Origin of the sequence: Streptomyces sp. NBC_00400 (genome assembly GCF_036048035.1) — a bacterium.
GTDB lineage: Bacteria > Actinomycetota > Actinomycetes > Streptomycetales > Streptomycetaceae > Streptomyces.
The window spans coordinates 7415321-7428055 of the sequence record NZ_CP107940.1 but is presented as its reverse complement, the minus strand read 5'-3'; the positions used below and the strand labels follow the sequence as shown (position 1 = coordinate 7428055).

The 12735-nt window shown below is 70.5% G+C and carries 11 protein-coding genes and 2 pseudogenes; 7 read left to right on the top strand and 6 right to left on the bottom strand.

What is annotated here, in order from left to right:
• The first annotated feature begins 192 nt into the window (after positions 1-192).
• Together OHS81_RS32620 and OHS81_RS32615 are read left to right on the top strand one after the other, a co-directional pair.
• Positions 193-2394 (top strand): S9 family peptidase, encoded by a 2202-nt coding sequence (locus tag OHS81_RS32620; protein WP_328391579.1) that lies wholly within the window; start codon positions 193-195, stop codon positions 2392-2394.
• A gap of 230 nt (positions 2395-2624) precedes the next feature.
• The gene (locus OHS81_RS32615; protein ID WP_328391577.1) at positions 2625-3149 is read left to right on the top strand and encodes a Rieske (2Fe-2S) protein; all 525 of its coding nucleotides are present in this window, start codon (positions 2625-2627) and stop codon (positions 3147-3149) included.
• 637 nt (positions 3150-3786) lie between these two features.
• On the opposite strand, the gene OHS81_RS32610 is transcribed toward OHS81_RS32615, so the two are convergent.
• Positions 3787-4737 carry an alpha/beta fold hydrolase gene (locus OHS81_RS32610; RefSeq protein WP_328389223.1) on the bottom strand — a complete coding sequence of 317 codons (951 nt, stop codon included), beginning with the start codon at positions 4735-4737 and terminating at the stop codon, positions 3787-3789.
• 142 nt (positions 4738-4879) lie between these two features.
• On the opposite strand from OHS81_RS32610, the pseudogene OHS81_RS32605 reads away from it, so the two are divergent.
• Positions 4880-5047 (top strand): annotated as a pseudogene (locus tag OHS81_RS32605) (TetR family transcriptional regulator); the annotation flags it as partial.
• A gap of 203 nt (positions 5048-5250) precedes the next feature.
• On the opposite strand, the gene OHS81_RS32595 reads toward OHS81_RS32605, so the two are convergent.
• Positions 5251-6177, bottom strand: coding sequence for a LysR family transcriptional regulator (locus OHS81_RS32595; RefSeq protein ID WP_328389221.1), 927 nt, complete (start codon positions 6175-6177; stop codon positions 5251-5253).
• A 119-nt stretch (positions 6178-6296) separates the two neighbouring features.
• Between OHS81_RS32595 and OHS81_RS32590 the strand changes: the two genes are divergently transcribed.
• Complete coding sequence (locus OHS81_RS32590) at positions 6297-7487, top strand: serine hydrolase domain-containing protein (protein WP_328389219.1); 1191 nt, start codon at positions 6297-6299, stop codon at positions 7485-7487.
• On the top strand, positions 7484-8935 hold the full coding sequence (locus tag OHS81_RS32585) for a purine-cytosine permease family protein (protein WP_328389217.1): 1452 nt from the start codon (positions 7484-7486) through the stop codon (positions 8933-8935). Before OHS81_RS32590 ends, OHS81_RS32585 begins: the two co-directional genes overlap by 4 nt.
• 20 nt (positions 8936-8955) lie before the next feature.
• Here the strand turns inward: OHS81_RS32585 and OHS81_RS32580 are convergent, their stop codons facing one another.
• The 4 genes from OHS81_RS32580 to OHS81_RS32565 form a co-directional block, all read right to left on the bottom strand.
• Positions 8956-9264 carry a DUF3817 domain-containing protein gene (locus OHS81_RS32580; protein ID WP_443058799.1) on the bottom strand — a complete coding sequence of 103 codons (309 nt, stop codon included), beginning with the start codon at positions 9262-9264 and terminating at the stop codon, positions 8956-8958.
• A gap of 2 nt (positions 9265-9266) precedes the next feature.
• A complete protein-coding gene (locus tag OHS81_RS32575) occupies positions 9267-9743 on the bottom strand; it encodes a DUF2269 family protein (protein WP_328389213.1) in 477 nt (158 codons plus the stop codon).
• Positions 9740-10057, bottom strand: a complete 318-nt coding sequence (locus tag OHS81_RS32570) for a hypothetical protein (RefSeq protein ID WP_328389211.1) — start codon at positions 10055-10057, stop codon at positions 9740-9742. Before OHS81_RS32570 ends, OHS81_RS32575 begins: the two co-directional genes overlap by 4 nt.
• A gap of 70 nt (positions 10058-10127) precedes the next feature.
• On the bottom strand, positions 10128-10820 hold the full coding sequence (locus OHS81_RS32565; protein WP_328389209.1) for a DJ-1/PfpI family protein: 693 nt from the start codon (positions 10818-10820) through the stop codon (positions 10128-10130).
• A gap of 197 nt (positions 10821-11017) precedes the next feature.
• Between OHS81_RS32565 and OHS81_RS32560 the strand changes: the two genes are divergently transcribed.
• Both OHS81_RS32560 and OHS81_RS32555 read left to right on the top strand, forming a co-directional pair.
• Positions 11018-11956, top strand: coding sequence for a GlxA family transcriptional regulator (locus tag OHS81_RS32560; protein ID WP_328389207.1), 939 nt, complete (start codon positions 11018-11020; stop codon positions 11954-11956).
• Positions 11957-12253: 297 nt separating this feature from the next.
• Positions 12254-12684: pseudogene (locus OHS81_RS32555) on the top strand (hypothetical protein); the annotation flags it as partial.
• Positions 12685-12735: the final 51 nt, after the last annotated feature.

The following is a 12735-nucleotide window of genomic DNA, read 5'->3' as shown; positions in this document are numbered from 1 at the left end:
GGGGTCGCCGCACCCCGACCATCGCACACCGGATACCGGATACCGGATACCGCATGCCCGCCACCGGGCACCGGCCACCGGCCACCGGCCACCTCAGCATCCTTCCTGGAGGACCGCACCTTGCACAGCAACACCACCGTGAACTCCACGCAGGCCACCAGCCCCGCCCCCACAGCGAACTCCACACGAGCCGTGAACTCCGCACCCGCCACGAGCTCCACCCACTCCACGGACTTTCCACGCCAGCTCGCCCGCAGCCGCCGCTTCTCCCTCGGAGTGCCGCGGCATTTCACCCTCTCCCCCGACGGCAGCCGGGTGCTCTTCGTCCGCACGGTCTCGGGCACCGATCCCGTCGGCCGACTGTGGCAGTACGAGGACGGGACGGAACGGCTGCTGGCCGATCCGGCACTCCTGGTGGGATCCGGTTCCGGGGGCTCCGGGGCGGTCCCCGAGGAGGAGCGGCTGCGCCGGGAGCGCGCCCGTGAGCGGTCCGTGGGCGTGGTCTCCTACGCGGCCGACAGCGCCGCCCGTCTCGTGGCGTTCGCGCTGTCCGGAGCCCTGTGGGCGGTGCGCACCGACGGTGGCGCGCCGTTCTCCGTCCCGGCGGCAGGTCCGGTGGTCGACCCGCGCCCCTCCCCTGACGGGCGGCACATCGCCTACGTGAGCCGCCGCTGTTTCCATGTCGTCGATCTGACCGGCGCCGACCGCCGGCTGGCCGCCGCGGAAGGCCCGGACGTCTCCTACGGACTCGCCGAATACGTGGCCGCCGAGTCCATGAACCGGATGCGCGGCTACTGGTGGGCGCCGGACAGCCGGCACGTCCTGGTGGCCAGGGCCGACACCGGCCCCGTGGAGCGGCGCTACATCGGCGATCCGGCGGATCCGACGAAGCCGCCGCGGGCGATTCCGTACCCGGCGGCCGGTACGCCCAATGCCGAGGTCACCCTGCAGATCCTCTCCCTGGAGGGAGAACGGGTCGACGTGGAGTGGGACCGCACGGCGTACGAGTACCTCGTGGACGCCGGCTGGGATGCACACGGTCCGTACCTCGCCGTCCAGAGCCGCGACCAGCGGATCGTGCGCACGCTCTCGGTCGATCCGGCGACCGGGGCCACCACAGTGCTGCATGAGCGGACCGATCCGGCGTGGGTGGAACTCGTTGACGGCACCCCGGCCCGTACGGCATCGGGTGCCCTGGTGCTTCCCGAGGACGACGGCGAGACCCGGTACCTGACCGTCGGCGGCCACCGGGTCACCCCGGAGGGGCTGCAGCTGTGCGCGGTCCTCGGGGTCGAGGGCGAGCGGGTGCTGTTCACCGCGAGCGCGGACCCGTTGGAGACCCATGTGTGGTGCCATGATCCCGGCCACGGCTGCCGCCGGCTGAGCCGCGGCCCCGGCCGGTACACCGGTGTGGGGCGGGGTGGCACGGTCGTCCTGGCGGGAGTGACGCCGCGGGGCAATGAAGTCGGTGTGCTGCGGGGGACGGGGGCGGGGCCGGAACCGGGGCAGGGGCCGGACACGGGCACAGCGGCGGGCCCGGGCACGGGGACGGGAACGCACGACGAGGCGCCCTGTCAGGCCATCGCCTCGCTCGCCGAAGAGCCTTCGGTCACCCCGCGCCCTCTTCATCTCCTCCTCGGGGAGCGGCAGTTGCGTGGCGCGCTCTTCCTGCCGTCGTGGCACGAGGAGGGCGCCGCGAAGCTGCCGGTGCTCCTCGACCCGTACGGGGGCCCCGCCATGCAGCAAGTGGGACGGGACCGCGGGTGGCCCAGCTGTGTGTCGCAGTGGTTCGCCGAGCAGGGGTTCGCGGTGCTGGTGGTCGACGGGCGCGGGACACCGAACCGCGGCCCGGCCTGGGAGAAGGCCATCCTCGGCGACCAGCTCACACCCGCACTGGAGGACCAGGTGGACGCGCTGCGGGCGGCCGGGGCACGCTTCGACGACCTGGACCTGACACGGGTGGCGATCCGCGGCTGGTCATTCGGCGGGTTCCTCGCCGCGGCCGCGGTGCTGCATCACCCCGAGGTCTTCCACGCGGCGGTCGCCGGCGCCCCGCCCACCGACCAGCGCCTGTACGACACCCACTGGAAGGAACGGTACCTCGGCCACCCGGAGGAGCACCCGGAGAACTACGTGCGCTCCTCACTGGCCGGCCACGGCCATCTGTTGCGCCGCCCCCTCCTGCTGATCCACGGGCTCGCGGACGACAATGTGGCCGTCGCGCACACCTTGCGTTTCTCGGCGGAACTGCTGGCGGCAGGCAAACCGCACAGTGTGCTCCCGCTCCCCGGCGCCACCCACCTGCCGGCCGACGACACGGTCAACGCGCAGCTGCTCCACTTCCAGCGGGACTTCCTGCTGGATGCTCTGGCGGGGCGCGTCGACGAGGGCTGAGGGCCCTTGCGAGTTCGGCTCGGTGGCCGTCCGACCTGGTGGTTCCCCCTCGGCACTGCGCTTCCGCACAGACATCGCGTCCCGCATTGAACACGCCGGGCGGTCCCTCCGTATGGACCTTGTGCAACGTCCATGGAGCACGGAGTACCACGCGCACCGCAGGCACCACCATGAACCGGAGGCACACGATGGCTCGACAGGCAGCGTCGCAGCAGACGGAGACCGAAGCGATGGCCGCGACGGAGGAGACCGGGCAGGCGACGGCAGGTCGCGGGGCGGCGCGGCGAACCGTCGTCGCGGCGGTCGGCGCGGCCGGGCTGACCGCGGCACTCGCGGCCTGCGGAGGCAGCATGGAGGACGCGGGGAGCGGCGATTCCAAGGCCGAGGGCGGCGGTCAGGCCGGCAGCTCGGGGGCGAGCGGTGGGGGCGACGGCGCGGCGGGTGGTGACGCCGCCGGTGGGGGCGGCGGCACCATCCTCGCCAAGACATCGGAGATCCCCAAGGGCGGCGGCAAGATCTTCAAAGCCGACAAGGTCGTCGTCACTCAGCCGCAGGACGGCGACATCAAGGCGTTCTCCGCGATCTGCACCCACGCGGGCTGCGTCGTCGGCGAGGTCACCGGCGGCACCATCAACTGCATGTGCCACGGCAGCAAGTTCGACATCACCGACGGCAGCGTGAAGAAGGGCCCCGCCACCAAGGGACTGGCGCCCGCGAAGGTGAACGTGAAGGGCGGTTCGGTCACCCTCGGCTGACGGCGCGGCCGTCCAGCCGCCCGCCGGGCTGCAGCCCCGGCGGGCGGGTGTCACGGACGCCGCTCAGGCCGCTGGGGAGAAGGCCGAACGCTACCGATCCGGTCCACACCGCCCTCGGGGGCGAGCTGCTGCTCATGCCTCCAGCCTCCGGCGGGTGGGCCGCCGTCGCACCACGGCCCGCCGGCTGTCTCCACCCGCATCGTGATGTTCACCAGCTCCGAGACCCCGGTCAATCGGTTCCCCCACGCCCACAGCAGCCACAGTGGCGCATCCACCACGCGACCTTGCGGCATTGCCGCAGGCCTGGAGGTGGCGCGGGTGTCTGCGGCGACGTAAAACGAAGCCGTTGCCCCAGCCCCAAGCCGGTACGGCGCGGCCTCCCCCGACGTCCTCGGCACGACGGCTCCAGCCGGGCGCCGACGCCGCGATGTACGCGGGCAAGCACACCGGAGCTGCGGTCCTTGCAGAGCCTCGCAGGCCGCCACCAGGCCGCGGGACCGGTCCTGGTTCAGGGGCCCGCGACGGGACCGCAACAGCATCCGACCGCCCGGCTCTGTGGGTGCTCAGCGGCACCCCGTATCCGTCGGCCTTCTGCTATCGCTTCAACGGCCCGCGAGTGGTCCCGACGGTCCACCGGCTACGCGTCTGTGACGTCCCGGGTCGTCGCAGGGTGGAGGGAGTCGATGCCCGCCATGAAACTCCGCATCCGGGCGTTGACGAGGTCGGGGTGGTCGATCTGCGGTCCGTGTCCGGTCGCGGCGACGATTTCGGCGCGGGCGCCGGGGATCACCCGAGGAACGCGTTCCAGCTGACGCTTCGGGTGCACCAGCAGGCTTCGCTTGCCCATGATCAGGTAGAACGGAGTCCGGATGGAGCCCAGCTCGGCGTCGGACAGCGGCAGCGGAGCGGGACGGCGTATCCGGAAGGCCTTCACACCGGCATGGATCCAGACGCGCAGGTCCCGGTCGGAGACGACCGGTTGTTCCAGCCACTTCGCCAGGGCCGGGCGGAGTGCCTTGGGGGCGAAAGTTGCGAAGAGGCTGGCGAAGATCCAGACGAAGAAGCGCAGCCCCACCTTCTGCAGCCCGCCCGGGTCGAGGGCGGTGACAGATGCGAGCCGTTCGGGCCGGCGATGGACTTGGTTGATGACGAGCCAGCCGCCGTAGGAGGAGCCGACGAGGTGGACCTTGTCGAGGCCGAGGGCGCCGAGGGTCTCGTCCATCCACTGGGCGGCCCGCTCGGGCTGCCACATCGGCTCGCGGTGGATGCTGCGGCCGGGATCGCCGGGAGTGTCGATGGCGTAGACGGGGCGGTCAGCACTGAGCGCGACCGTGTTGGGATACCACTGTGCGGAGCAGCCACCTGACCCGTGTATCAGGACGACGGGCGTGCGTGACTCGGCCGCCGGGTCCGAGGGGCCGTACCGGTACACGTGGGTGGTCCCGAAACTCGTCTCCACGTCGGTCTCGGAGCGGATCGGTGCGCCCTTCGCGTAGAGCACGTCGCAGGCGGCGAAGTAGCGGTCGCGCAGCTTGTCGTTGACGTAGCGGCCTACGTCACGGCGTGCTGGGGTCGTGTCTTCGGGCATGGGCACCTCCGTGAGATCCACTCTTCGTGATACGACCGTACCATGTTGTTGATACGGCGGTATCATGAAAAGGTGCCGTCCGGGCCGAACCGGACGGCGAACACTCAACTCACCACCCCAACCACGGCCGGAGAAACCATGAATGCCCAAGCGCGTGGATCACGATGAACGCCGCGCCCGGATCGCTGAAGCACTCCTCCAGGTCGCAGGGCGGCAGGGTCTGCACGCGGTCGGTATGCGCGACGTCGCCGCCGAGGCAGGCGTCTCACTGCGACTGGTGCAGTACTGCTTTGGGAGGCGCCAACAGCTCGGGCGACGTGTCGAGTTGTGGCTCCGGGATGCACCGCGATGTGCGCGAGACGTGGAACCGGGGCGACTCCGGCGAGGCCGGCCAGGCGGTCGGAGCTCGCGTAGCGGGTCAGGTCACCGCCTGTGGCGGCCAGGAACTCCGCGCCGAGCAGCGGCCGATGATACGGAATCGTCCTCCATGACGCCCGGCGATCTCGCCGAGGCTCACGGGTCACGGTGGCTGTTGGGTGACGTCTGCCATGCGGTGTCGTGGACATGGGTGGCGGCGAACTCGGCGAGGCGGTCGAGGACGCTGGTGAGTGCGTCGGCGGCGTAGTGGTGCGGCGGCCAGCAGGCGCGCAGTTGCAGGCGCAGGGTGGTGGGCCCGGCGGTGTCGATCAGCAGGGGATAGCCGCCGAACCGGGGCATGTCGGTGACGACGCCGACGCCATAGCCGCCGGCCGCGAGCGCCTCGCACATCAGGGCGTTGCTGGTCTCCGTCACGTGCGAGTAGGTCAGGCCCGCCTCGGACACGGCCTGGTCGAGGACAGCTCGTACCGGGTGTTCCCGGGTCAGCAGCAGCAGCTCTTCGGTGACCAGCTCGGAGATCGTGATGGTGCGTCGGCCGTGGGTGGCCCACCGGTGGGTGGGGGCGACGTAGGCGCGCAGGGGAACGTCGGTCAGTGGGCGCCATGCCAGCATCGGATCGCAGGCCGGCCCCGCGGCGATGCCGAGATCGGCCTGTTCGCGCACGGTGGTCTGGATCTGGTCCGCGGGGACCTCGCGCACCGAGATGAACGGATCGTCGGGGGTGAGGGTCGCGACGAACGGTGCGAGCACCTCGTTGATGGTGGTCTGGGCGGCGGCCACGACCACGCGGGACAGCCCGCCGCGCGCCATGTGCCGCGCCACGGAGTCGATCCGGTCGGCTCGGGAGACCAGGTCCTCGGCGACCGCGACGAACTCCCGCCCCGCGCTCGTCAGCCGGAGTCGCGGCCCGATCCGGTCGAACAGAACGAGTCCCAGCTCGGTCTCCAGATGGCGCAGTTGCCGGGACACCGCCGGCTGCGCGATGTGCAGCCGTTCCGCCGCCCCGGTGACGGTGCCGGCATGAACGACCGCAAGGAAGTAGCGAAAACGTTTGATCTCCACGGGTCGCAGTATGCCGAACGGGCATGGAGACAGGGCAACAATCAGTATTGGACAGCATGGTTCGGGTTCGCGACGCTGTGGTCCCCCCACACGTCATCCAGGCCAGGAGATCCGCACCCATGAGCGCATCGATTCAGCCACCCCTCGAAAGCCCGGCCACGCCCGAAAACTGGCTCGAACCGCCGGCCAACCGCTGGGCGTTCAATCATGTGGAACGGCTGCTCGGCACCGCGGTGATCCCGCGCGGCCGGGCCGGCCGCCGTCGGTTCGCCGCGGCCGGGACGGAGCTGGACGAAGCGGTGATCGCGACGGCCGAAGGCTCCTCGACGGTGGCTGAGTTCCTTGCCCGGACGGCGACCGACGCGATCGTCGTGCTGCGCGGCGAAGAGATGCTGTTCGAGCGCTACTACGGCGAGGCGGCGCCGGACCGTCGGCACGCGCTGATGTCGATCTCCAAGTCGATCGCCGGCATGGCCGCGGGATGTCTGGTGGCCGACGGGGTGCTGGATGTATCGGCCACGGTGGAGACATACGTTCCGGAACTCGCGTCGTCGGCGTATGGGACGGCGACGGTGCGCGAGGTGCTGGACATGACCGCGGCGCTGCGGTTTCGCCAGGATTACGACGATCCGCAGTCGCAGGTGCAGACCGGTGACCGGGCGGCGGGCTGGCGGCCCAAGCACGACGGGGACCCGGACGGTGTGCGGGCCTTTCTGACCGGCCTGGAGCCCGACGGCCCGCACGGGCGGCGCTTCCAGTACTGCTCGGCGACCACCGACGTGCTCGCCTGGGTGTTGGAGCGCGCCGCCGGGCAGCCCTATCCGGACGTGATCGGCGAACGGGTCTGGTCCCGTATCGGTGCCGAGCACGACGCCGTGGTCACCTTGGATCCGGCGGGCGCCCCGTACGCCTGCGCCGGAATCGGCGCCACCGCCCGCGATCTCGCCCGGTTCGGCCGGTGCGTTCTGGACGGCGGCATGGCCGACGGCCATCAGGTCATTCCCGGGGAGTGGATCCACGCCACGCGCCGGGGCGGCCAGGCGGCGGTGCTGCCCGACCGCGACCTCGGGTCGATCCACCCCAACGGCACATACCGCAACCAGTGGTGGATCCCCGGCGACTCGGCGGGCACACTCTTCGGGATCGGCATCTTCGGCCAGTACCTCTGGCTCGATCCGGAACGAGACGTCGTCATCGTGAAGTTTTCCAGCCTCCCGCACCCCCGGGACGCCCGTGCCGAGCACGCCGCGGCGCTGGCCTCGATCGCCGCGGCCGCCGGGACCGGGCACGGCGTCCGGGAGGCACGATGAAGCGGCAGACGCCGTTCGCGCTGGAGCGGCGAACGATCGAACACATTCCGGCCGCGGAGCGTCACGGCAAGCCGTGGCACCAGCTCGCCCTGTGGTTCTCCACCAACGTGCAGATCAACACCCTGATCACCGGTGCGGTGACCATCGGGATGGGACTCGATCTGACCTGGGCGATCATCAGCATCGTGGTGGGGAACCTGGTCGGTGGGCTGTTCATGGCCTACCACTCCGCGCAGGGGCCCCAACTCGGTCTTCCACAGATGGTGCAGAGCCGCGCCCAGTTCGGCTTCTACGGCGCGGTGCTGCCCTCCGCCATGGTCGTGTTGATGTATCTCGGCTTCGCCGTCGAGGGCAGCCTCGTCGCCGGACAGGCGATCGCGACCTGGGCCCATGTGCCCAAGATCGCAGGCATTGTGCTCTTCAACCTGGTGCTGCTGTTGATCCCCCTGGTGGGATACCGGCTGATCCACGCCGCCGGCCGGATCGTCGCGGTGATCTCGGGCGTGGCGTTTCTCGCCTTGTTCGTGTGGCTTGTCCCGCATCTGCCCAGCCACCCGTCCGGTGCGACCACGCACTCCGTCGGCGCCGTCGTCTCGGCGATATCGGTGTGCGTAGCCTGGCAGGTCACCTGGGCTCCCTACGTGTCCGACTACTCCCGTTACCTACCCGAGGACACGCCGACCAGGGTGACGTTCACCTACACCTACCTCGGTTCGGCCGTAGGCGGCGCGGGCACCATGATCATCGGAGCCATGGCCGCGGCCGTCAACAGTGCCGCGGTGAACTCCGACGCGATCGGGTTCCTGGCCGGCCGCTTTCCGTCGGTCAGCGGGCTGCTGGTCGCGGCGCTGCTGCTCGGCTTGGTTCCGGCCGGCGCGGAGGGCCCGTACGGCGCCTTCCTCACCGTGCTCAGCGCGGTATCCGCGGACGGCCGGGTGCGCTCGACCGCTGCGGCACGAGCGATCTTCGTGACCTGCTTCGCGACGGTCGCGAGCGTGCTCGCCGCCCTGGCCGGCGGCAGCCTGCTGGCGACGTTCCAGAACATCACCCTGTTCGTGCTGGCTCTACTGGTGCCGTGGTCCGCGATCAACCTCGTCGACTACTACGTCGTTCGCCGGGGCCACTACGACATTCCCGCGCTCCTGACGAAGGACGGCCGCTACGGGGCCTGCACCTGGTGGGCTGTGCTCATCTACCTCGCGTCGATCGGTGCCGAACTGCTGTTCATCGACAGCGGCATGTACGTCGGCCCCCTGGTGGGTTTCCTCGGCGGCGCCGACCTCTCCTGGCTCGTCGGGCTCGTGGTGGGCGGAATGGGATATTACGTCTGCGCCAAGCTGATCCGGGACCGCCGGCCCGGACCGGTAGCGCGCCCCTCGGAGCCGTCCGCCCTCCCCGGGCCGGCCGATCCGGTGGGTGGCGACCACAGTTCTGCTACCAGGACCTGATCGCCGTCTTTCCGTGAAGATCATCTCCGAGTGCTCGGGGTGATCCTCCTGCTGCCCGTGTCCCGCCCCGCCTCGACGTGGTCGAGCTGTCGCAGCGCGAGCAGCCCGCCGATGCCCGGAACGACGGCCAGGACCTTGGCGGCGGCCGGGGCCTGTGTGAGCCGGCAGGTAGCGATCACGACGAACAGGTAGGCGCAGCCGTGGGTGGGGCCCATCAAGGACGAGATGGGCTTGAGGTGGACGGTGAACACGTTGGCCGGCATCACGATCAGCGAGACCAGCTCGGCGTGAGCCGCGATGCGCAGATGGCGCGGAGACCGCAGGTGCACGGTCACACTCCCGTGGTGGAGCCGGGACGGATGATCATCAGTACGGTGACTGTGGCCCAGAGCAGGTTGAAGATGCCGGTGAACATGGCGAGACGACCCGGTGTCAACGGGGTAGGCGCCGGCGACGGCGAGGCGGAACTCGTCGTCTCGGCCAGAGCCCGGCCCTGTGCCGGCAGGATCAGCAGGGCCAGTACACCGACGGCCGCCGCGGTCAGCAGGATCGAGGTGATCAGCCAGGCGTCGCCGAGGACACCGAGACTGCTGGCCGTGGCGAAGCCGAAGAGGGGAACCGCGATGCCAATGCCCGCGTAGACCCGGCAGATGCGGTGCAGCGTCCGCAGGGTCGTCTGGGCGTCGCCGTCGCCGGAGTCGCCGAGGGCGCGGCGCAGCGTCGCGGGGAACATGCTCGCGGCGACGGTGACCGGGCCGACGGCGATGATGGCGGCCAGGACATGCAGCGACAGGAGGAGCTTGGTCACGCCTGGTGCTCCGGGGCGGTCCGGCGCTCGCCCGTGACCTTCGAGGACGGAAGGCGGCCGGCCTTGGAGGTGCCCTGGAGCGTGTCGCCGTCGACCGTCACGTCGAACGCCAGGTTCAGCCGCATGGGCTTGGTGACGGCTTGCTTCCAGGTGAGCCGGTCGCCGTCGAGGGCGACGTCGTTCAGCGGTACTTCCTCGCCGGCTCCGTGGGCGACGCCGGTCAGGACGCCGTCCTGCTCACGGAGTTCGACCACGGCCTTCATCGTGCCGATGGGGGTGGAGATGGACAGGTTCCAGGTGCCTTCGACGGACATGCTGATGTTCTTCCTGCCTGTGCAAGGGGGAGGGTGAGCGACTGGCCCGCGAAGGGCGGGGGCCGAGTGTTCAGAGGGTGGCGGGCGTTGGGCCCTGGGCGCGCCAGACGGTGCCGCGCCGCTCGTGGGAGAAGAGCTCTTCGACGGCGTGCGCAACGCGGGGGCCCACCTCGCGCTCCAGCAGGTACAGGCCCAGATCGAGCCCGGAGGTGACGCCGGCGCCGGTGATCAGGTCGCCGTCGTCCACGACGCGGGCGCGGACCGGGTGGGCGCCGGTGGCGTCCAGCATGTCGAGGCCCATGTGGTGGGTGGTGGCGTGGCGTCCCTCCAGCAGGCCGGCCATGGCCAGGACGAGCGAGCCGCCGCAGACGGTGGCGACCGTGATGTCCGGGTCGTCCATTGCCTGCTTGAGGAGTGCGGGCAGCCCGGTGGTCAGCGTGCGGCCCAGCAGCACCGGGATGAACTCGTCCTGCTTCCACTCACCGGCGCCGCCCACCTCTTCTTCCGGAACCTCGCCGGGTTCGCCGACTCGGCCGGCGGCGCCGGGCACCAGGAGCATGTCCGCGCGCTCCAGGTCGAGGGCGCCGGTGGCGCGCAGTGTCAGCCCTCCGGCGCCGCTGATCACCTCACGCGGGCCCTCCGCGGAGACCAGCTCGACGGTCACCGCACCGTCCGACGCCGAGCCACCGGCGTTCAGGACCTCAAAGGGGGCGATGGCATCGAGCGGGTCGAAGCCGTCGAACAGGACAACCTGGATGTGCATGAGTGTTCCTTCGGGTGTCGATTTCTCTCGGACGTTCCGAAGTCAACCGGCTGTCGCCGTGATCGCCCAGTGGCACGAGTGACAGGTTTCAACGGGATAGTGCCAAGGGCTTCCGGAATGCTCAGCACCGCGGTGACATGAAGCTGCCCGGATATCGGTCCGGAGTCGTCAAGCCGATGAGGAGATAGGTTCCGGCCATGCACACCGTTGCCGTTCTCGCGCTGGATCAGGTGATCCCGTTCGATCTCTCCGCCCCGATCGAGGTCTTCTCGCGGACCCGGCTGCCCGACGGGCGGCCCGGCTACCAGATCCGGGTGTGCGCCGAGCGCGACGAGATCGACGCCGGAGCCTTCACCCTGCGCGCCCCCTGGGGTCTGCAGGGCCTCCAGGACGCGGACACGATCATCGTGCCGGGCATCACCGACCCCACAGCCCCACTCCCCTCCCCCGTGCGCGACGCGCTGCGGTCAGCCGCTGCCGGCGGCACACGGATCGCCTCCATCTGCGTAGGCACTTTCCCGCTGGCCGCCACCGGGCTCCTTGACGGGCTGCGCGTGACGACCCACTGGCATGCGGCCGGGCTTCTGGCCGACACCCACCCGGACATCGACGTCGACCCGAACGTCCTCTACGTCGACAACGGCCAGTTCCTCACCTCGGCCGGCGCGGCCGCGGGCATGGACCTGTGCCTGCACATGATCCGCCGTGACTACGGCTCGGCTGTCGCCGCCGACGCCGCCCGGCTGTCGGTGATGCCTCTCGAACGGGAGGGCGGGCAGGCGCAGTTCATCGTCTGCGACCACGCACCCACACCACAGGGCTCCGAGCTGGAGGCATTGCTCACGTGGCTGCGGGAAAATCTGGCCCGCGACCTCATCCTCGCCGACATCGCCGAGCAGGCCGGGACGAGCACCCGGACCCTGATCCGGCGGTTCCGCGACCAGACCGGCACCACCCCGCTCCAATGGCTCCACCGAGCCCGCATCCGCCAGGCACAGCACCTGCTCGAAACCACGGAGCACTCCGTGGAACGCATCGGCAGCCAGGTCGGCTTCGGCTCCCCCACCACCTTCCGCGACCGCTTCAAACGCACGACCGGCGTCAGCCCGCAGACCTACCGACGCACGTTCAGCTGAGCTCACCGCCCCCTCCCCGTCGGTCTGCAGCGAGACACCCGGTATGCCGGGTTGCCTTTCCCGGGCGAGACCGGAGTCCCCCCGTATGACCAGCAACGAACGGCCCGATAGCCGAGTCTGAGGACCCGGCACCGAGACCGGCCCGCCGCCGTCTCTCCCCGGAGTACAAGCTGCGCACGGCCGCTGAGTACGACGCCGACCTGGACGTCGCCCCAGTTGGACTCGGTGATCCCGATTCCGGCCGACCAGCGCGGGCACCGACTGCGACATGGCAGCCAGGGCGGCAGGCCGCCGACTTTGCCGGTGGTCCGTAACGCGGTCGTCGGGTTACGCGGAGTCGACCCGGCCCTCGTCGGGGCCGCCAAGGGCATAGGGATGTCACGTTCGCCCAGCTGCTCAGGGTCGAACCGCCCCTCGCCCGGCCGCCGATCCTCACCGGTGTCCGGGTGTCGACCCGGATGCTGATGGGCATCGCGGCGATCGCCGCCTTTGCCTCAGGGCTCGGGCTCGGGCTCGGGCTCAGGCTCGGGCTCGGGCTCAGGCTCGGGCTCGGGCTCAGGCTCGGGCTCGGCAACCAGATCTTCCGCGGGATCTCCAGCCTGGGCAGTGCGAACACGCTCAACGCAGTACTGTCGGGGACGCTCGGAATCGTCGTCCCAGCCATGCCGTTCGACGCCGGGTACGTGCTGATCGGACGGCTCACCATCTCACGGGGGATCCGTGGCTGACTCTGCCGAAATCGTCAAACCGACCTCCCCGACGTCCGGCGCCGCGGACCC